The sequence below is a fragment of the Galbibacter marinus genome (assembly GCF_000300875.1).
GTDB lineage: Bacteria > Bacteroidota > Bacteroidia > Flavobacteriales > Flavobacteriaceae > Galbibacter > Galbibacter marinus.
In genome coordinates this window covers 195,614-216,661 of the sequence record NZ_AMSG01000003.1, presented here as the reverse complement: position 1 = coordinate 216,661, position 21,048 = coordinate 195,614, and the positions used below count along the sequence as shown (strand labels likewise).

The 21,048-nt window shown below is 37.1% G+C and carries 18 protein-coding genes; 9 read left to right on the top strand and 9 right to left on the bottom strand.

Annotated features, from left to right (window positions below; genetic code table 11):
* Positions 1 to 226 precede the first annotated feature (226 nt).
* Complete coding sequence (acnA, locus tag I215_RS04390) at positions 227 to 2,998, top strand: aconitate hydratase AcnA (RefSeq protein ID WP_008990751.1); 2,772 nt, start codon at positions 227 to 229, stop codon at positions 2,996 to 2,998.
* 13 nt (positions 2,999 to 3,011) lie between these two features.
* Here the strand turns inward: acnA and I215_RS16630 are convergent, their stop codons facing one another.
* Entirely contained in the window at positions 3,012 to 3,374 is a 363-nt protein-coding gene (locus tag I215_RS16630) for an RNA-guided endonuclease InsQ/TnpB family protein (protein WP_083852482.1), read from the bottom strand.
* A 299-nt stretch (positions 3,375 to 3,673) separates the two neighbouring features.
* On the bottom strand, positions 3,674 to 5,071 hold the full coding sequence (fumC, locus tag I215_RS04380) for a class II fumarate hydratase (protein WP_008990750.1): 1,398 nt from the start codon (positions 5,069 to 5,071) through the stop codon (positions 3,674 to 3,676).
* Between the two features lie 248 nt (positions 5,072 to 5,319).
* On the opposite strand from fumC, the gene I215_RS16350 reads away from it, so the two are divergent.
* Positions 5,320 to 5,490 carry a hypothetical protein gene (locus I215_RS16350; RefSeq protein WP_008990749.1) on the top strand — a complete coding sequence of 57 codons (171 nt, stop codon included), beginning with the start codon at positions 5,320 to 5,322 and terminating at the stop codon, positions 5,488 to 5,490.
* Between the two features lie 355 nt (positions 5,491 to 5,845).
* Here the strand turns inward: I215_RS16350 and I215_RS04370 are convergent, their stop codons facing one another.
* The 3 genes from I215_RS04370 to prfB all read right to left on the bottom strand — a co-directional run bounded on the left by I215_RS04370 (position 5,846) and on the right by prfB (position 9,939).
* Positions 5,846 to 8,353 (bottom strand): TonB-dependent receptor domain-containing protein, encoded by a 2,508-nt coding sequence (locus I215_RS04370; protein ID WP_008990748.1) that lies wholly within the window; start codon positions 8,351 to 8,353, stop codon positions 5,846 to 5,848.
* Positions 8,354 to 8,449: 96 nt separating this feature from the next.
* Positions 8,450 to 8,791, bottom strand: a complete 342-nt coding sequence (arsC, locus tag I215_RS04365; protein WP_008990747.1) for an arsenate reductase (glutaredoxin) — start codon at positions 8,789 to 8,791, stop codon at positions 8,450 to 8,452.
* A gap of 50 nt (positions 8,792 to 8,841) precedes the next feature.
* Complete coding sequence (prfB, locus tag I215_RS04360; protein ID WP_008990746.1) at positions 8,842 to 9,939, bottom strand: peptide chain release factor 2; 1,098 nt, start codon at positions 9,937 to 9,939, stop codon at positions 8,842 to 8,844.
* Positions 9,940 to 10,034: 95 nt separating this feature from the next.
* Here prfB and I215_RS04355 point away from each other — a divergent pair, with 95 nt between their 5' ends.
* The gene (locus I215_RS04355; RefSeq protein ID WP_008990745.1) at positions 10,035 to 11,060 is read left to right on the top strand and encodes a threonine aldolase family protein; all 1,026 of its coding nucleotides are present in this window, start codon (positions 10,035 to 10,037) and stop codon (positions 11,058 to 11,060) included.
* Positions 11,061 to 11,068: 8 nt separating this feature from the next.
* Here the strand turns inward: I215_RS04355 and I215_RS04350 are convergent, their stop codons facing one another.
* Positions 11,069 to 11,395 carry a YegP family protein gene (locus I215_RS04350; RefSeq protein ID WP_008990744.1) on the bottom strand — a complete coding sequence of 109 codons (327 nt, stop codon included), beginning with the start codon at positions 11,393 to 11,395 and terminating at the stop codon, positions 11,069 to 11,071.
* 185 nt (positions 11,396 to 11,580) lie between these two features.
* On the bottom strand, positions 11,581 to 11,904 hold the full coding sequence (locus tag I215_RS04345) for a YbaB/EbfC family nucleoid-associated protein (RefSeq protein ID WP_008990743.1): 324 nt from the start codon (positions 11,902 to 11,904) through the stop codon (positions 11,581 to 11,583).
* Positions 11,905 to 11,991: 87 nt separating this feature from the next.
* Here I215_RS04345 and I215_RS04340 point away from each other — a divergent pair, with 87 nt between their 5' ends.
* From I215_RS04340 to I215_RS04320, 5 genes are all read left to right on the top strand, one after another.
* The gene (locus tag I215_RS04340) at positions 11,992 to 14,106 is read left to right on the top strand and encodes a S9 family peptidase (RefSeq protein WP_008990742.1); all 2,115 of its coding nucleotides are present in this window, start codon (positions 11,992 to 11,994) and stop codon (positions 14,104 to 14,106) included.
* A 71-nt stretch (positions 14,107 to 14,177) separates the two neighbouring features.
* Positions 14,178 to 15,218, top strand: coding sequence for a PLP-dependent cysteine synthase family protein (locus I215_RS04335; protein ID WP_008990741.1), 1,041 nt, complete (start codon positions 14,178 to 14,180; stop codon positions 15,216 to 15,218).
* A 15-nt stretch (positions 15,219 to 15,233) separates the two neighbouring features.
* The gene (locus I215_RS04330) at positions 15,234 to 16,097 is read left to right on the top strand and encodes a cupin-like domain-containing protein (protein WP_008990740.1); all 864 of its coding nucleotides are present in this window, start codon (positions 15,234 to 15,236) and stop codon (positions 16,095 to 16,097) included.
* Between the two features lie 30 nt (positions 16,098 to 16,127).
* A complete protein-coding gene (locus I215_RS04325; protein ID WP_008990739.1) occupies positions 16,128 to 16,988 on the top strand; it encodes an SDR family NAD(P)-dependent oxidoreductase in 861 nt (286 codons plus the stop codon).
* 93 nt (positions 16,989 to 17,081) lie between these two features.
* The gene (locus I215_RS04320) at positions 17,082 to 18,344 is read left to right on the top strand and encodes an aminotransferase class I/II-fold pyridoxal phosphate-dependent enzyme (protein WP_008990738.1); all 1,263 of its coding nucleotides are present in this window, start codon (positions 17,082 to 17,084) and stop codon (positions 18,342 to 18,344) included.
* Positions 18,345 to 18,464: 120 nt separating this feature from the next.
* Here I215_RS04320 and I215_RS04315 read toward each other — a convergent pair whose 3' ends face one another.
* On the bottom strand, positions 18,465 to 19,586 hold the full coding sequence (locus I215_RS04315) for a hypothetical protein (RefSeq protein WP_008990737.1): 1,122 nt from the start codon (positions 19,584 to 19,586) through the stop codon (positions 18,465 to 18,467).
* 7 nt (positions 19,587 to 19,593) lie between these two features.
* Positions 19,594 to 20,568 carry a transporter gene (locus tag I215_RS04310; RefSeq protein ID WP_008990736.1) on the bottom strand — a complete coding sequence of 325 codons (975 nt, stop codon included), beginning with the start codon at positions 20,566 to 20,568 and terminating at the stop codon, positions 19,594 to 19,596.
* Between the two features lie 208 nt (positions 20,569 to 20,776).
* Between I215_RS04310 and I215_RS04305 the strand changes: the two genes are divergently transcribed.
* On the top strand, positions 20,777 to 21,046 hold the full coding sequence (locus I215_RS04305) for a DUF4834 family protein (RefSeq protein WP_040459815.1): 270 nt from the start codon (positions 20,777 to 20,779) through the stop codon (positions 21,044 to 21,046).
* The last annotated feature ends 2 nt before the right edge of the window (positions 21,047 to 21,048 follow it).

Sequence of the window (21,048 nt, the reverse complement as noted above, 5' to 3'; positions counted from 1 at the left end):
ATTGTTTTGCATTTAATTTTTTAGATGTGGCTATGAGTTATAAAATCTTCTGATATTAAACCGATTATTGCTTTTTAATTTGTAAATTAACTACTTAATCAAACTCGCTTGCATTAAAGCGGGCTTACTAATTTTCCACATGGTTAATTGGTTGATAAAGAAATTTACATTTTCCAAACCATGTGTGTAATTGAAAGTAATTATTCATTTAAAATAATTGAATCACATGGATATCCAAAACTTAAAAAAGAAGCTTACCGTTAACGGAAAGACATATAATTACTATGCCCTTTCAGACCTTACTTTGGGAGAGGTTGAAAAATTACCATTCAGTATTCGTATTTTACTAGAGAATGCCATTCGCAATCATGATGGATTTGGTGTAACAGATCAACATGTCAAGACACTGGCAAATTGGAAACCGACTCCTGAGGATAGTGACATTCCTTTTAAACCGGCTCGTATTTTAATGCAGGATTTTACAGGGGTGCCCGCGGTGGTTGATATCGCTTCCTTAAGATCTGAATTTGTTAGGCATGGAAAAGATGGACAAAAGATAAATCCCGCTATACCGGTAGATCTAATCATTGATCATTCTGTTCAGGTTGACTATTACGGAACCAATTATGCCTATAATAGAAACGTTGAAAAGGAATATCAGCGAAATGAAGAGCGGTATGAACTTTTAAAATGGGCACAACAAGGATTGAGTAATTTCACGGTGGTTCCACCTGGAATGGGTATTTGTCATCAAGTGAATCTGGAGTACTTGGCAAAAGGTATTACCAGTAGAGACGGATGGCTCTTCCCAGACACACTAGTGGGAACAGATTCACATACACCCATGGTAAATGGTATTGGGGTACTAGGCTGGGGTGTAGGAGGTATTGAGGCGGAAGCAGCAATGCTTGATCAACCGATTTATTTCGGATGCCCTGAAGTAATTGGTCTAAAGCTCACTGGAAAGGTTCCAGATCATTGTACAGCAACTGATATGGTGCTCTCAATAACAAAAACATTAAGAGATACTGGGGTGGTGGGCAAATTTGTTGAAGTCTTTGGAGATGGTTTGGATCATCTGACCGTAACAGATAGGGCCACAATCTCCAATATGTCTCCCGAATTTGGATGTACCGTTACCTATTTCCCAATTGATCAGCAGACCTTACAGTATATGCATCAGACCAATCGTACTAAGGAAGAAATAGATATTGTTGAAGCTTACTGTAAAGAGAATCTTTTGTGGCGTACTGGAAAAGAAGCTGTTAGTTATTCTTTGGTGGTTGAATTTGATTTATCATCGTTAGAGCCTACGGTTTCAGGACCCAAGCGCCCTCAAGATAAAATTCTAGTAAAGGAATTGGACAAGCAATTTAAAGTGTTGTTAGAAAAGGAATTTGAACGCACCTATAGTCCAATTAAAGAAAGACAAGAATCTGCCTGGTTAGAAGAGGGTGGTTCTCGTACGGAATTTACCTTTGGAAAGGTGCCTGTTAGTTCGCCAACTAAACTTGAAGTCCAACCTGAGGCAATTCAATCAGTCCGAATCAAACACAACAATAAAGAGTTTGTATTAAGTGATGGAAGCATTGTAATTGCAGCTATTACTAGTTGTACAAACACATCCAATCCTGCGGTTATGGTAGGAGCAGGGTTATTAGCTAGAAACGCTGTGCGTAGAGGATTACGCACCAAATCATGGGTGAAAACTTCCATGGCCCCAGGTTCGAAGGTGGTCACCCAATATCTAGAGCGTGCAGGTTTAAATATCGATCTTGAAGCACTGCGATTCCATACTGTTGGATATGGTTGTACTTCGTGTATCGGAAACTCAGGGCCGCTTCCTCCTCATATAGCTGAAGCTGTTGACAAAGGATCCCTTGTAGTAGCATCAGCACTCTCTGGAAATAGAAATTTTGAAGCTAGGGTTCACCCACAGGTGAAAATGAATTTTTTAATGTCACCTATGCTAGTGGTAGCCTTTGCGCTCATCGGTAGAATTGATGTAAATCTTATTGAAGATCCAATTGACTTAGATCCGAATGGAAATCCCGTATATTTAAAAGATATTTGGCCTAGCCGGGAAGAGATCATTAAGACCATTAATGAATGTATGAAAGTGGAGGATTTCCAAGAGGTATACGACGTGATCTTTGATGGGTCAACAGATTGGCAGAATCTTGAAGTAAACATGGATAAGAATTATCAGTGGAACCAGCATTCAACTTATATTAAGGAGTCACCATTTTTTGAGAATCTAGAAGTAGAACCTGATCCTTTGCAAGATATAATAGACGCAAGGGTATTATTATACTTGGGGGATTCTGTGACCACTGATCATATTTCTCCAGCGGGGTCCTTTAGTGAGAATTCTGCGGCAGGAGCTTATTTAAAGGAGCATGGAGTACAGCCAGCAGACTTTAACTCTTATGGGTCTCGAAGAGGGAATCACGAAGTTATGATGAGAGGTACCTTTGCTAATGTGAGAATTAAAAATAAGATTGTAGATAAAGAGGGTGGTTATAGTACCTATTTTCCAACCAATGAAGTAAAAACTGTGTTTGATACTGCTATGGCCTATAAGGAAGATCAAACTCCATTGATTGTAATTGCAGGAAAAGAATACGGGTCAGGATCATCAAGGGACTGGGCTGCAAAAGGAACCTTTTTGTTAGGGGTTAAGGCAGTTATAGCAGATAGCTATGAGCGAATCCATCGTAGTAATTTAATTGGCATGGGTGTTGCTCCTTTGGCTTTTCTAGAGGGAGAAAATGCAACTACTCATGGGCTTGATGGAACGGAAACTTTCACAATAACAGGTTTGGCCACTAATTTGGTGCCCCATAAAAAGCTTGATGTGAAAGCTGTACATTCTTCAGGGGAGGTAAAAGAATTTCAGGTAGAGGCGCGATTTGACTCTGAAATTGAAATTGCCTATTATAAGAATGATGGTATATTGCAATATGTATTAAGGCAATATTTAAAAGCAGAAGCGTGAACGTACCCACACGCTAAAGACGTGATGGGCTTCGGGCTTCATCAAGTTGTGCTACCGAAGTAGTCTTATTTGAACTCTGCACCTTTGTAATCGACCGTCCCAGCCGATGTATTCTTAATTCTTCATTCAGGATATTGATGCTTGCGTTATGGTCACGGTCTAAAACGTGTGCGTTTTTACAAGTCCATTGCCTTGTTGAAAGATTCAAATGCTCATTTATCCAACCGCAGACGCTGCACGTTTTTGAGCTGGGGTTGAACCTATCCACCTTTACAAGTTCCATTGCGTACCAATGGCACTTGTACTGCAATAGGTTCACAAAGTTGCTCCAACTTGCATCTGCAATGTGTTTTGATAGTTTTCGGTTTTTGACCATCCCTTTACATTCAAATCCTCTACCGCGATCACTTGATGATCCCTCACAAGTTCGTAACTGATCTTGTGCAGGTTGTCCAAACGGCTGTTGGCTAGTTCTATTGGTGAAGCATTACCTGAAACACTACGTCAATACATCCTCTTCAAAGGGTAGTGTGTCCCTTATATCCCATCCATGCTAAAGCGATCAATGGGTTTTACGCTCCGATTTATATATTTCTCATGATAATTAAAATGCGGGATGTCTATAACAAGATATCCCGCATTTTAATTATCATTAATCCATTTAAGAAACATAAATTATTTTAAACCACCTACCATTTCTTCAGGTTTTACCCATTGGTCAAATTCTTCCGCTGTTAAGTGATTTAAGGCTATTGCAGCTTCTTTTAAAGTTGTACCTTCTTCGTGGGCTTTATTGGCGATCTCAGCGGCTTTGTAATATCCTATTTTGGTATTTAAAGCAGTGACAAGCATTAGTGAGTTATTTACCAGCTCTTCTATACGTTTGTTGTTAGGTTCGATTCCTTGGGCGCAATGTTCATCAAAGCTTTCACAAGCATCCCCAAGTAGTCGAGCTGACTCTAATAAATTAGCAGCCATTAAAGGCTTAAATACGTTGAGTTCGTAATGTCCTTGTGTTCCACCTACAGTGATTGCAACATCATTACCGATCACCTGGGCGCATACCATAGTTATGGCCTCACATTGTGTTGGATTTACTTTTCCTGGCATAATAGAGCTGCCTGGTTCATTTGCAGGTATGATAAGCTCACCAATTCCACTTCGAGGTCCTGATGCCATCAAGCGGATGTCATTAGCAATTTTATTTAGAGAGACAGCTAGTTGTTTAAGTGCTCCATGAGTCTCAACAAAAGCATCGTGTGCCGCTAGGGCTTCGAATTTATTATCTGCAGTTTTAAAAGGATGCTCTGTGAATTTAGCAATAAACTCCGCTACGCGTTTTGCATAGCCTTTTGGAGTGTTTAGTCCTGTTCCTACAGCTGTTCCACCGAGAGCTAGCTCTGAAAGGTGATCCAAGGTGTTATTGAGTGCATGTAATCCGTGATCCAATTGGGATACATAGCCTGAAAATTCTTGCCCAAGTGTCAATGGTGTGGCATCCATTAAGTGAGTTCGACCAATTTTAACCACATTCTTATACGCTTCTGACTTCTTCTTTAGGGTATCTCGTAATTTGGTGACCCCAGGGATGGTTACCTCCACAATCATCTTATAAGCTGCGATGTGCATTCCCGTAGGGAAGGTGTCGTTAGAGGACTGAGATTTGTTTACATCGTCATTAGGTTGTATTGTTTTTTCACCTTCTCCAATTACCTTTCCTGCTATTTGATGAGCGCGATTAGCGATAACCTCATTGACATTCATATTACTTTGAGTTCCTGATCCTGTTTGCCAGATAACCAATGGGAACTGTTGATCGTGCTTTCCTTCTAGGATTTCATCACAAACCTGGGCGATTAAATCTCTTTTTTCAATTGGTAATACTCCCAATTCACAGTTAGTATAAGCTGCAGCCTTTTTAAGATATGCAAAACCATATACAATTTCTAAAGGCATTGAAGCCGAAGGGCCAATTCTAAAATTGTTTCTAGAACGTTCTGTTTGCGCTCCCCATAGCTTGTCCGAAGGCACCTGAACTTCCCCCATGGTGTCTTTCTCAATTCTGTATTCCATAATAAATATCGAAGTTTTATTGATAGCACAAATGTACAGTATTTATTTTTTTTAACTCTCAAATTACATAGTTACATTTTATGTCAAATACTTGATAAGTATACGATGAATAAAGGAATGATTAACCAAAGTTAAATAGGGGAGTAATTATATGAAATTATGGGTTTTATTTAAATTAATTGATTTATTGATGTGAAAATTAAGAATTGTACTTATCTTTGAATCGAATTCAGAAAATTTCCGGAATTATGTTCGAATTTGATCAGTATCTGGGCTTTTTAGTGATTATGACTGTAATGGTTATAGGCTTTTGGTTAATGATTTTTTTATTAACCTTCGTGATACCTTATTGGTTAGGTGGTTCAATTATTGAGCTCATCAAAGAAAAAAAAGCTGCTAAAAAGGCACAGGAAAATTAAAGAAACAAAAAAGAAGCTCCAAAGGCTTCTTTTTTCATATAGACCATATATATATATATATGTATCGGTTTCCAGTATAGTGCGGTGTAATTTGTTTAATGGTTTTGTAAAATTAGTAAATGTATTTCACCGACTTAAAGATTCAGAAATCCATTGTGGTTGTTCGTATTGGGGTATTATTTCATCAGTATTAAAATTATTAAACTATATACATCCCTGCTTTGCAAATGAACCTATTTAATATCACCAATTGAAAGAGTAGGCGCTTAAAGAAATAAGACCATAAAAAAAGAAGCCTAAAAAGGCTTCTTTTATAAACTTCTAACATTTGTATTCTAATTACGAAGCTATTTTACTAGCCTTGAAATCCTCCACCTTGCTCATCGTCCATGTTGTTGTTCTGACGATTTTGAGCTCTTTCATTTTTAGGCTGGTTGAATCTATAAACAAAGGATACGGTGAATTGACGCTCTCTCCACTGAAATTCGCTATCAGAGGTAAAGGATAAATCACCAAACTCATCATAAGATTCCGTATAAGAATTTCTTTTACGAGAGTTTAATAAATCACTCACGTTCATAGAAATGGTAGCGTTATCTCCCATAATATCTTTACTAAGAGCCATATCGATTGATAACATACCATCGGATTTGGTTTGTGAGTTCTCACGTGGCCCCATGTAAAAGGCATTTGTTTGCCAATCAACTCTTGCTGGTAAATCGACCTTAGCACTAAGTCTTGAGAACCAACTTGTGTTTTCTGCTCCATAATCTACACCCTCATATTCTCCATCTGTTTTAGATTTAAATAAGTTGAAGCTTCCATTGAGTTGTAACCAGTCAATTCCACCGTACATTAAACCAATTTCTCCACCATAACGTTGGTTTGTAGAGAGGTTAATTGGAATAGTACTAATAATATTAATTCCATCGGAAGTTTGCTGGCCAGTTTCTCTTTGAACTCGGTCAAAAGACTCTGTTTCTCTTTGGTAATAAACAGAGGAGGTCAGTGTTAAATCATCCCATCTTTTTAAATACCCTAAATCAAAAGCATCCGCAAATGCTGGATTTAAATCTGGATTACCTTGGAAGATATTTGTTCTACTTGAACGTGAAGGGAATGGGTTAATGAACCACCCTCTTGGTCTGTTGATTCTTCGGTTATACCCCAAAGAAACATTTTCGTTTTCTCCCAATTCATACGTAAGGTTAATTGTTGGGAATAATTCTAAATAGTTCTTATCGAAATCTGGATCAAACTCGAAACCTAAGGTATCCATAAGTTGCTCATTGGTTAGATCAGATGTTACTTTACCTTTTAACTGGGTATTCTCTAATCTTAATCCTAAAAGGAATGAGAATTTACCAAACTTGTTACCATACTGAGTGTATACCGCATTTACATTCTCCTCATAGTCAAAAACATTCGTCAATCCGTAATCTATGGTAAATTCGTCAGTTTCTGGATTGTAACGAGACAGCTCATAATCGTTTTTAGTATGTTCAAAATCACCACGGTATCCTGCTTCAAACTGAGCATCGCCCATAGGTAGTACATAATCCGCTTGAATTAAATATTCATCCTCTACATCGGTCTCAAATACCTTTTCTCTATCGATATAAGCTTCATTAGGGAAGAATTGGTTTTCAAATACATTGGTATTATTAGTCTCATCATCGTTTGAGTATTGAAGATCAGCCGTTAATTTATGGCCTTCATCGTTAAAGTGATTGGTGTAGTTTAAAGACACTTGATAGGATTTATCATCCTGTTTTTCCAATTCTTCACGTAGTGTTCTACTATCAATATCTGTATCGATGTATCGTGTTGTAGAGTTTTTTGTTTTATCCTGCTCATCAGAAAGACGTGTGAATACACTAGCGGTTATGGAAGAACGATCAGTTAGGAAGTATTCCATACCTAAATTAACATTGAATCCATTATCCTTTCTTATCATTTCTCTTTCTTCAGTAACTCTATCGAATGTTGATCCTCCGAAATAACGGTTGTCAAAGTTTGCTTTTCCTGGAGGCTCACGATAGAAGTGTCCTAATGTGGTAAAGATGTTGAATTTTTCTGTTCTTAAATTTAAATTTGCGCTGATACGACTTGTAGAAGGGTAACCAGTAGTTAAACTTACCGATCCATTAAATCCAAGTGTTTTTTCCTTTTTTAATACAATGTTTAAAATCCCTGCAGTACCTTCGGCGTCATATCTTGCAGAAGGGCTTGTAATAACCTCTACCTTTTCAATAGCATCTGCAGGAAGCTGCTTCAAAGCATCAGTGGAACCAAAACCTGCCATCGCAGAAGGTTTTCCGTTAATTAGGATTCGGACGTTTTCATTACCTCTAAGACTAATAGCACCTTCAACATCTACAGTAACTGAAGGAACATTATTCAAAGCATCCGTTACAGTAGCCCCACTTGTGGTAAGGTCTTTTCCTAGATTGTAGACTTTTTTATCGAGCCTTACCTCCACAGTGGTTTTTTCTCCAACCACTTCCACAGCATCAAGCTGTGCAACGTCGATGGCGAGCTCAACTGTTCCTAAATTTTTATCTTCTGTTATATTTTGATTATTAAGTGTGAAAGGGCGGTATGAGATGAATTCTACCCTTACATTATATCTTCCAGCGGGAGCCTCGACCCTAAAATCTCCATTTTGATCTGTGATTCCCCCTGTGACAATATTTGGGTCATCTGCGTTTTGTAATACTAAAGTAGCGAACTCCAAAGGTTCAGAGGTGTCGGCATCGATTACCTTTCCAGTAACAGTTATTTGCTTATCTGGTCCTTGAGCGTAGCTGAAAGTAGTAATAAAAATTGCTGCGATAGCACAGCATAAAGTTTTAAATTTCATAGTAAGCGTCTAAATAAATAATTAGTTCGAATAAATTACGTTTGTAAATCAGACGCTAAAAATATAGGAAGGTTTAAGTGGAAATGGTTAAATTTATCATAAAATTCTCTCAATGTTTTCAATAGGTCGCCCGATAACTGCCTTGTTGTCATGTATCACAATAGGACGTTCGATAAGTCTTGGATTCTCTACCATTGCCTTGATAATTTCTTGATCGCTTAATTCCAGGTTTTTATAAATTTTTTTCCAAATTTCTTCTTTGGTTCGAACTAGTTCAATAGGTGAAATTTCTAAAGTTTCAATAATTTGAGTGAGCTCTAAAACAGTAGGGGTGTCTTCAAGATATTTTATTACTTGAATCTTTTTACCAGTACTCTCTAAAAGTTGTAATCCTTCACGAGATTTCTGACATCTTGGGTTATGGTATATTTTGATCATGATTAATTTAATTTAAATTCCTATTATTTTGCAATTATGTGTTTTTAAGCTTACTCTTCGTGATTCTGTCCCATCATCATAAGGTAGGCCTTTAGAAACTCGTCTAGTCCACCATCCATAACATTATCTACGTTTCCAGTTTCGTGTCCTGAGCGAACATCTTTTATGAGTTTATAGGGATGCATCACATAATTCCTGATCTGAGAACCCCACTCAATTTTCATTTTTCCGGCCTCGATTTCATCCTTGGCTGCCTGTCTTTTCTTTAGCTCAATTTCATACAGCTGAGATTTAAGCATTTGCATAGCTTTTTCTCTGTTTTCAAGCTGAGAACGTGTCTCTGAATTATGAATAATAATCCCAGTAGGGTGGTGGGTCAGAATAGCTTTGGTTTCAACCTTGTTTACATTTTGTCCTCCTGCACCACTTGAACGTGCAAAATCCCATGAAATTTCAGAAGGGTTAATGTCGATTTCAATGGAATCATCAGCAAGTGGATAGACATAGACTGAAGCAAAAGAAGTATGGCGTTTAGCATTACTGTCAAAAGGGGAAATTCTAACTAATCGGTGTACTCCATTTTCTCCTTTTAACCATCCGAATGCAAAATCGCCTTCAAATTCAAGAGTTACTGTTTTTATTCCAGCCACATCACCTTCCTGGTGATTGAGCTCTTTTATTTTGTAACCGTGTTTTTCACCCCACATAAGGTACATTCTCATAAGCATAGAGGCCCAGTCACAACTCTCCGTTCCACCTGCTCCTGAGGTGATCTGAAGTACTGCACTCATATTATCACCTTCCTCTGAGAGCATATTTTTAAACTCTAAGCTTTCAATTAGATCTTTGGCCTTGTTGAATTGGTTTATCACATCCTCTTCCTGGGCATCGCCTTCTTTGTAAAACTCTAGTAAAACCTCCAGATCACTAACCATTATTTTAGCGAGCTGAAAATCTTCTACCCATTTTTTTTGAGTCCTTAAGTCCTTCATTATGATTTCAGCTTCCTTGGGTTTATCCCAAAAATCTGGCGCAAAAGTTTTTTCTTCTTCATTTTGAATCTCGATTAACTTTTGCTCTATATTGAGATATTTCCTAAGTTCTTCCGTTCTATCGGAAAGATTTTTCACCTGTTCGTGGCTGATCATATCGTAATTTTTTTCAAAAGTATAACAACTTTTTTTAATCTTAATAAGTTTTTAGCTGTCGTTGTTTAACTTTAGCGATCGTTAAAATTAAATAGATGGAAGTTAATTTAATCAGTGATACCGTTACCAGGCCAACGTCTGCGATGTTAGAGCATATGTTTAAAGCCAAAGTGGGTGACGATGTGTTTAAAGAAGATCCAACCGCAATTAAATTGGAGAAAAGGGTAGCACAAATGTTTGGCAAACCAGCTGCGTTATTTTTTCCTAGTGGAACCATGGCTAACCAAACAGCTATAAAGGTGCACACGCAGCCTGGAGAGCAACTAATTGCCGATAAGGATGCTCATGTGTTTAATTTTGAAGCTGGGGGAGTAAGTTTTAATAGTGGAGTTAGTTGTCGTCTTGTTGATGGTTTAAATGGAACCTTTACTGCCAAACAAGTAAAGGATCTAATCAATCCTCCAGAATTTTTTCACACTCCAATTACCTCTTTGGTCTGTATAGAGAACACTGCAAACAGTGCAGGGGGAAGTTGTTGGGATTTGAATGCCATTAAACAAATTCGTACAGTGTGTGATGATCATGATTTAAGATTGCATCTAGATGGTGCTCGGATTTGGAATGCGATGGTTGCCAAGAATGAAAGTCCAGAGCAGTATGGCGAACTTTTTGACTCCATATCAGTGTGCTTAAGTAAAGGTTTAGGTTGTCCTGTAGGATCGTTATTAATCGGTGATGAGAAATTTATTTCAAAAGCTCTGCGGATTAGAAAAGTTTTGGGGGGAGCAATGCGTCAGATTGGATATTTGGCTGCAGCTGGACTCTATGCATTGGATCATCATATTGAACGTTTAGCAGATGATCATCAAAGAGCCACGGAATTAGCAGAGGTTTTAAATGATAAAACTTTCGTTCGGGCTATTGAGCCAGTGCAGACTAATATTGTGATTTTTTATTTAAATCAAAAGGTAGTTGTTACGGAATTCTTACAAGTCTTAGCCGATCAGGGTATTAAAATTATTCATCTAGGTCAAGGTAAATTAAGAATGGTAACCCATCTAGATTATACCGCCTCAATACACTCAAGGACCTTAGAGGTATTAAAAGCATTAGAACTGTAAATTCTCCTTTAAAAGGGAAGCTTAATTTGTTTGGAATTCGAATTGGTTTTAACGGCGAGTATTCCGTTTTCCATGCCTGCTTCTGAGGAGTACATTTGACTTTTTCCTAATATAGAACCGTTGGCATTTTTCAAGTTGAAGTAGAACTTCCCATCAGGGGTAGTTTTACGCTCATATCGGCTCATATTTAAAGCGTTCACTTGTACGCTTTCTATCTCTTTTTCTACAGCCTCAATACTGTCAAATGCATTACTCTTAAGGATGGTGTGTCCGTGTTCTGCTAGCAATAAAAAATTAAAAACATTACCAGGATTTGATCTCTCAATCTTATACATAGGGTTACTTGGCTTAATTGATCATTTAAAAATGAGCATTGTTCAACATTCCTTGTGAATTTAAAAAATATATTGATAACTATATCAACAGTTCACATTTTTTACTTCATTATAGGATGTAAATACGATGATTTCACTTTGAAAAGTGGTTCTTTAGAGCACCAAGTACTATGGTAATTAAGCTACTATTTAAACATGTCCATTCCAGGAATGTTTGGCATTCCTTCTTTGGCTACGGCCGCTAACTCAGCCTCGTTTATCTTGGTAGCCTGTGTGATGGCTTTATTAATATACAATACCAAATAGTCTTCTAGTTGTTCCTTGTCTTGTAATAGTGAAGGATCAAGTTCGACGGATTTTAATTCCCTATTTGCAGTGATCGTTACCTCAATAAGGTTGTCAGAGCTTCTTTCACGAAGTGTTACCGTATCGAGTCTTTTTTTAGTTTCTTCTACCTTTTGTTGGGTTTCCTTTAATTTCCCCATCATTCCCATGAGATCTCCAAACATAATTTTAAGTTTTTGCGACAAATTTACTAAATTACTTCAGAATTACATTAATTAAAATTTTATATGCGGTACAGTACTTTTATTCTTATGGTAAGCCTTATTTTTGTGAGTTCCTGTAAAGAGAAACAACAAAAGACTATGAAAAATATTACCCCACCAGTTGCGGATAAAAAAGAAGTGATTTTAGAGAAACATGGTGATATCAGAGTGGATGACTACTTTTGGCTTAATGAAAGAGAGAACCCTGAGGTAGTTGACTACTTAGAGCGTGAGAATGACTACTACAATAAAATGACCGCGCACACAGATGAATTTAAGGAGTCGCTTTTTAAAGAAATGAAATCAAGGATAAAGGAGGATGATTCTTCTGTTCCATATAAATATAACGGTTATTGGTACTCTACCAAGTATGAAACGGGTAAAGATTACCCCATCTATCTTAGAAAAAAGGACGAGGAAGGTGCCGAGCAAGAAGTTTTATTTGATTGTAATGAAATGGCAAAGGGACATACGTACTTTAATTTAAATGGTATTAGTATAAGTCCTGATAATACCCTGGCGGTATTCGGTGTAGATACTGTAAGTAGGAGAGAATACGTCTTGCAGGTTAAAAATTTAGAAACAGGGCAGATATATCCATTGCGAATTGAAAACACCACTGGGTCTAGCACATGGGCAAATGACAATAAAACATTTTTTTATACCAGAAAAGATAAGCAAACCCTACGCTCTGATAAAATTTTTAAACATGAGTTTGATACTCAAAACTTACAGTCAGAGGATCAATTGGTTTATCATGAGCCCGATGAAACCTTTAGAGCTTTTGTCTATAAAACCAAGTCGCAAAAGTATATTGTCTTTGGATCTGGGAGTACCCTTACTTCAGAATTTAGTTTTATCGATGCCGATCATCCTGAACAACCGCCAAAGGTATTTCAACCTAGAATACGAGGATTGGAATACAGTATTTCTCATTATGAGGATACCTTTTACATTCTCACCAATGCAGATCAGGCGACCAATTTTAAACTCATGAAAACTTCTGTGGATAATACCTCAAAAGAAAATTGGCAGGAAGTTATTGCACACCGCCCTGAAGTGTTATTGGAGGATGTGGATATTTTCAAAGATTACCTTGTGGTTAGTGAACGATCTGAGGGATTAAATAAGATCATGATTCAGCGATGGGATAATACGGATTCTTATTATATCCCATTCGACAATGAGACCTATACGGTGTTTACTTCAACTAATTTGGAGTTTGACACAGACACACTTCGTTTTGTGTACAATGCTTTAACAACACCAGCAAGTACAATTGACTTTAATATGAAGACCAAAGAAAGAAAAGTCAAAAAAGAGCAACAGGTGTTAGGAGGTACTTTTAATAAGGATAATTATGCCTCTGAAAGAGTATGGGCTAAGGCTACTGATGGAACTAAGATCCCTATTTCCCTTGTATATAGAAAAGACATGAAAAACAATGGTAAGAATCCGCTATTACTTTATGGATACGGATCCTACGGAGCTACTATAGATCCTTATTTCTCCTCAGTAAGACTTTCGCTACTCGATAGGGGATTTATCTATGCCATTGCTCATATTCGAGGTGGAGAATACTTAGGAAGACAGTGGTATGAAAATGGAAAACTTTTAGAAAAGGTGAACACTTTTACGGACTTCATCAACTGTACAGAATTCTTAATCCAGCAAGGCTATACTACCAAAGAGCATATGTATGCTATGGGAGGATCTGCAGGTGGTTTACTTATGGGTGCAGTGATAAACCTAGCGCCTGAGTTATATAATGGGGTAATAGCTGCTGTCCCTTTTGTAGATGTTTTAACGACCATGCTAGATGAATCTATTCCACTGACAACAGGAGAATACGATGAGTGGGGGAATCCAAATAAGAAGGAGTATTACAATTATATGAAGTCCTATTCACCCTATGATAATGTAGAATCCAAAGAGTATCCAAATTTACTTGTCACCACAGGATTTCACGATTCTCAGGTGCAGTATTGGGAACCTGCTAAATGGGTAGCAAAGTTAAGAAGTGTTAAAAAAGGAGAACAAATATTACTTTTCCAAACCAATATGGATGCAGGCCATGGCGGCGCTTCGGGACGTTTTGAAGCTTTGAAAGAGGTTGCACAAGAATATGCCTTTGTTTTAGATTTAGAAGGAATTAATCAATAGTTTTAAAAAAAGTCTTTAAATTTGCAAGGTTTGGAGGAATTCAAATCTATTTTGTATCTAACCAAATTTCTATGAAACAAAAGATAAATGCTTACGATAATGTTTTAGATTTAATAGGTAATACACCCTTACTAAAACTAAGTAAAATAACCCAAAATCTTATAGGAAACTTCTACGCTAAAGTCGAAGCTTTTAATCCAGGACATTCTAGTAAAGATAGGATAGCGTTACATATTATTGAAGAGGCTGAGCGTAAAGGGATTTTAAAACCAGGTGACACCATTATAGAAACGACTTCTGGTAATACGGGATTTAGTATTGCTATGGTAAGTGTAATCAAAGGTTACGACTGCATTTTGGCAGTAAGTTCAAAATCTTCACCTGATAAGATTGACATGCTGCGTGCCATGGGGGCAAAGGTTTATGTATGTCCCGCACATGTAAGTGCGGACGATCCTAGATCATACTACCAAGTCGCTAAACGAATGCATGAAGAAATGAAGGGTTCGGTATATATTAACCAGTATTTTAACCAACTCAACATGGAGGCTCATTACAGGACAACTGGTCCTGAGATATGGGAACAAACTAACGGACAAATTACACACCTTATTGCCTGCAGCGGAACTGGAGGTACAATATCTGGAACAGGCCGATTTTTAAAAGAAATGAATCCTAATATAAAAGTGATTGGGGTGGATGCCTACGGATCTGTTTTGAAAAAATATCACGAAACTCGTGAATTTGACTCTAACGAAATATACCCTTATAGAATTGAAGGTTTAGGAAAAAACCTAATACCTGGTGCAACAGATTTTGAGGTCATAGATGAATTTATCAAAGTGACAGATGAAGAAAGTGCCCATACTGCTAGAATGATATCTAAAACTGAAGGTTGCTTTATAGGCTACACTAGTGGAGCTGCATTTCAAGCTGCCAAACAGTTGGCTGAACTAGGTGAGTTTGACGTGAATAGTAATGTTATAATGATATTCCCAGACCACGGATCACGTTATATGAGTAAAATATATAGCGATGAATGGATGCGGGATCAAGGATTCTTTGATTCTGTCAATACAGAAGCAACTCAAAAAATTGAGTATATCAAATAAAGCAAGATTTAAAACATGTCGGATTTCAATTTGGTTGATAAAGTTGAGGGGATCACCAAAGAGGAATTTAAAGAACAGTATCTTTCTGCCCAGAGACCTGTAATTTTTAAAGATTTGACAAAAAACTGGCTTGCTAGGAAAAAATGGACTTTTGATTTTTTCAGGAAGCAATACGGCGAATGGGAAATTCCAATGTATGATGATTCTTATCATGACCCTGGTAATGGCTATATGAAGCCCACTACTTATAAAAGGTTTGGAGATTATTTAGATATAATCCAGCACAAGCCAACGAGTCTAAGATTCCATAATTTTCAAATTATGAAACGTGCTCCTGAATTAGCAAATGACTATAAAACGCCAACGATTATGGATGGTTTTATGAAATTTGCATTGATGTTTTTTGGAGGACAAGGTTCTGCTCTTAATCTTCATTACGATATTGACTGCTCTCATGTGTTTTTATCACATTTTCAAACGCAAAAAGTAGTCTATCTATATCCACCTGATCAATCTGAATTTCTATACAAATTGCCCTTTACTAACCATTCTCATGTGGATGTGTTAGATCCCGATTTAGAGCGGTACCCAGCCTTTAAACATGCTAAAGGTTTTAAAGCAGTTATCGAACATGGAGAAACCTTGTTTATACCTAAGCTATGGTGGCATTATGTATATTATTCTAAAGGTGGATTTTCATTAGCTTTGCGCGCTAATGATTCCATAAAAACAAAAGTACAAGGAGCCTCGAATCTATTGCGACTCTTTGCATTTGATAGTGGAATGAATTATTTAGCTGGCCAGCGTTGGAAAAGATATAAGGATAATAAAGCGATACAAAATGCCCAAAGGGCAATGATGAATTTGGGCGTTGGATAAAGCGCCCTTTTTTTAAAGATAAAAATACCTATGAAAAGTATAATGATCACTGGGGTGTCCTCTGGAATAGGATGGAGCACCGCGAACTTATTTTTGAGCCGAGGATATATGGTTTTCGGAAGTGTCAGAAAACAAGCAGATGCTGATCGGCTTCAGGAGGAATTAGGTGCTAACTTCTATCCACTGATTTTCGATGTTGCTGATTTAAAAGCTATTCAAGCTTCCTACCTAGAGGTCAAGGCTATTTTAGGAGATAAACCATTGGATTGCCTTGTGAATAATGCTGGAGTTTCTGTAAATGGTCCTATGGCTTATATCGCCTTAGAAGAATTCTCACAACAGCTTGATATTAATGTGTTAGGTCTAGTACGGGTGTCCCAGACATTTTTGCCGCTTCTTGGGTTTGACAATGATCTTCCCAAGGGAAGAATGATAAATATCAGCAGTGGAGCTGGTCGTGTGACCCGACCCTTTATGGCTCCTTATGCGGCTTCCAAGCATGCTGTGGAAGCGATTTCTGATGGATTTAGAAGAGAATTGTTGGATTTTGGAATTGGCGTGACCATCATTGAACCAGGACCAATACAGTCTGAAATATGGAATAAAGCAAAGGCAGAATCAGCTGAGCAGATTAACAAATATAAAGACACTCCATATGAGCGAATCTACGCGAAAATGGATAAAGCTGTACAAGGAATGGAAGGTGCGGCATTGGATGCCAGTATTGTAGCTAATTTAATTTATGACATTGCAGAGGGTAAAAAAAACAAAACAAGATATTTAGTTGCTCCGAAAAAATGGCTGTTTTGGTTGGCCATACATGTCTTCCCCGATAAATTCTTAGATAAGATGTTCCAAAAACAATTTCGCCATCTTTTACAAGATTCGTAAATATGTTATGAAAAGACCTTAATTTTAGTTACTTTTGCCCTCTGTTGAGTAAACACATAATACAATTAAAAAGAATAGAAAACCTCCATTTACATGAGAGACTTATTTGATAGAATTATTGAGAATAAAGGTCCATTAGGAAAATGGGCTTCTCAGGCTGAGGGATATTTCGTATTTCCAAAATTGGAAGGAAATATCTCAAATAGAATGAAGTTTAATGGAAAAGATGTTATCACCTGGAGTATTAATGATTACCTTGGGTTGGCAAATCATCCGGAGGTACTTAAGGTAGATGCTCAGGCCGCTGCTCAGCATGGCGCTGCATACCCTATGGGAGCACGAATGATGAGTGGTCATACTGACTTGCACGATCAGCTACAAAATGAACTCGCTGAATTTGTTGATAAACAAGCTGCGTATTTATTGAACTTTGGTTACCAAGGAATGGTGTCTTGTATTGATGCATTAGTAACTAAGGACGATATCATCGTTTATGATGTTGATTCACATGCTTGTATCATCGATGGTGTACGACTTCACATGGGTAAACGTTTTACATATCAACACAATGATATGGAAAGCCTTGAGAAAAACCTAGAACGTGCTACTAAAATGGCAGAGCAAACAGGAGGAGGAATCCTAGTGATCTCTGAAGGTGTATTTGGAATGCGTGGAGAGCAAGGTCGTTTAAAGGAAATCGTTGCACTTAAAGGAAAATACAACTTTAGACTCTTGGTCGATGACGCTCACGGTTTTGGAACACTAGGTAAAACAGGTGCAGGAACAGGAGAGGAGCAAGGAGTTCAAGATCAAATCGACGTTTATTTTGCAACCTTTGCTAAGTCTATGGCTGGTATTGGTGCGTTTTTAGCGGGCGATAAAGAAGTGATCGACTATCTAAAATATAACCTTCGATCTCAAATGTTTGCTAAATCATTACCAATGATTTACGTAAAAGGAGCATTGAAACGCTTGCATATGATGAAGACAATGCCTGAACTCAAAGAAAAACTTTGGGAAAATGTAAATGCTCTTCAAAATGGCCTAAAGGAACGTGGGTTTAATATTGGAACTACACAAAGTTGTGTAACCCCAGTATACTTAAACGGAAGTATTCCTGAGGCTATGGCTCTTGTGAAAGACTTGCGTGAAAATTATGGAATTTTCTGTTCAATTGTAGTGTATCCAGTAATACCAAAAGGATTAATTCTTTTGCGTATGATTCCAACTGCGACACATGATCTAGAGGATATTCAACTGACTTTAGATGCATTCTCTGCTATTAGAGACCGCCTTGAAAATGGTACATATAAACGCCTTTCTGCTGCTGTTGAAGCCGCTATGGGGGATAAGTAAAAAGATATTCTGTAGAAATTATCTACTGGTTATAATAAAAAGAGAAGCTCTGGAAACTTTAGGTTTTTGAGCTTCTCTTTTTTGTAGTTGTTATTCGATGTTTTTTGGTCCATTCCCAATCTAGGATAGATACTTGCGGTAGGTCCGCCACTTTTTAATAAGTTGTGGATTGTAGTCTTTCCATAAAGCTTGTACTTGACTATTTGTTTCTAGTTCAGGATTGGTTTCCATCACTCGGGTTCCTTTTTTGACAAAGGTCTTGTAGGTCTGGTCAAAAATTATTGCCGTTAATCCTTTGCGCATGTATTCTGGGGCAATTCCAATGAGTAAGAGTGTCACCTTCTCTCCAGATTTTTGAGCCTTTAAAAGATGATAAAATCCAAAAGGGAATAATTTCCCATTGGCCTTTTGAAGTGCTTTTGAAAAAGAAGGCATTATTATAGAAAAACCTACTAATTCATCATTTTCATCAGCGATAAGGATCACGAAATCAGGATCCAGGAATTTTAAATATTTGTTTTTATAATGTTCTACTTGATATGGTTTAATCGGCGTAAAGGATTCCAAATGTTGGTGTGACCTATTCATCAAATCAAATATCTTTTCAGCATAGGGTAGAAGTGTCTTGGTATTTGGAAGGTCTAGGACTCGTAAGTTGTATTTTTTTAGAAGTAAACCAGCAAACTTGGAAACCTTATCAGGTACCTGCTCTGGCATAATAATTTCGTATTCCTTCCAATCAACTTCTTTTTTAAATCCATAATTTTCTATCAACTCTGGATAATAAGAATAATTGTAATTGGTCGGCATACTTCCAATTCGATCAAAACCCTCTAGGAGCATACCTGCCTTATCCATGTTTGAAAAACCTGCTGGCCCTTCGATGTATTCAAGCTCATGTTCTTTTGCGATACTTACTACCTGATCCAGAAGTGCATTGCAGACCTTTTGATCGTTAATAAGGTCAAACCAGCCAAAGCGCATCTTTCGGTTGCCTTGTTTTTTTACCTCATCCCAGTTAACGATAGCGCACACCCTACCAACGATTTTTTGATTTTGATAGGCGAGGAAAAACCAAGCATCGGCATCATTAAAGGCAGGATTTTTAGATTTGTCAAAATTATCGAGCTCCTCACCAATAATAGGGGGAACCCAATTTTCGGAGGATTTGTATAAATTAAATGGAAATTTTATAAACTCCTTTAATTGCTTCTTTGTTTTTATTTCTGTAATCTCTATCATATAGGCATCAATCTTCTATTTCTTCAAAAGGATTGTTGTTCTTTCTATTTTTCTTGGCATCCTTTATGAATTCTCTGTCTTTTTCAGAGAAATTGTTGTATTTGTTTTTCGGGTCTTGATGAAAATCTAAGCGATAAGAAGCTCCAATTGCTCCAAAAAAGCGAGCTGGGGTATCTTTTATATTAATTCCAAAAGAGGCGTCTAACTGAAAATCTTGGTTAAACAAACGAGCCGCTCCCATTTTAAAGATTCCATCGGAATAGTAGTCACTTTTAAACCCTTGATGTTCTACAAATATAGTGTATCTAGGATCACGAAGTGCATGTGTGAGTGTCAATACATAACTATATAACGGATCATCAGAGGTGAATTGGTCATAGGCGAAATTCATGACAAATACCCAATTTGGGGTGAGGTGGTGTTGAGTGGCCAACATCACTTTTGGTGTGAGGCTTTCTTGCTGAGGATAAAATGGATTATCACCAAAGTTTAAATTAACACCTGCATAAATAGCTACTGCTGGGATTAAATTTCTCCACTGCAAGTGATTGTTAGCCTTCCAGCTGTATAGATCAGGTTTGTTTCGTTCTGGATCTTTAAATGGATCGTAAATTAGATATTTGAGTCCAATGGTATTTTTGGTAAAATCGTTTTGATTGTATTTTCGTGGGTTAATAGCCGTGTTTTCGATAACTTTTGCAAATGTATACTGTCCGTCATAGATCAGCTCAAGTTGTTCAAATAAAAAACCATAACGCAAAACGATATCCATGGCGTACCTGTTGGATTTTGTTCTTAGCCAAGAATGATCCCAGCGTTCGTAATAAAAACCACCTTCTATCTGAAAAACATTTTTTCCTACAGAAAACGCACTATAGGAAGAACCAGGACGATTGGAATTGATAACTTCCGTGTACTGTGCATTTAACTCATGTGTAAGAGCGATCAGGGCGATAGCAATTAAGTAGATTGACTTCTTCATCGGATTTTGTATTTGAATTACGAATTTATGTATTTAACGGCAATTTAAAAGGAATTTTTAAATTTCAATGTTCAATCTACTTTTCTATTGGTAGATTGCTAACTTTGTGAGAGTGAATTCGACTGAATTTATTATATTTTTAGCAGTTATAACCTGCAAATACGGCTAATGTGTTGTATTTTTGAATTTATTTTGAAAGTGAATTGTTATGCAGTTAATCCGAACAATATTAATTATAATTCTGGTCTATTACGTGTTTAAAATTTTATCACGTTTGTTTGCGCCTTATCTAATGAAGTATGCTTCTAAAAAGATGGGAGAAAAATTTGAAAAACAATATAAAGCGCAACAACAATATAAAAGAAATGCCCCGCAATACAAGGAAGGGGAGACCGTTATTGATAAAAAACCTCATTCTTCAAACTCAAATTCTTCAAATAAAGTTGGAGAATACATAGAATTTGAGGAAATTGAATAACT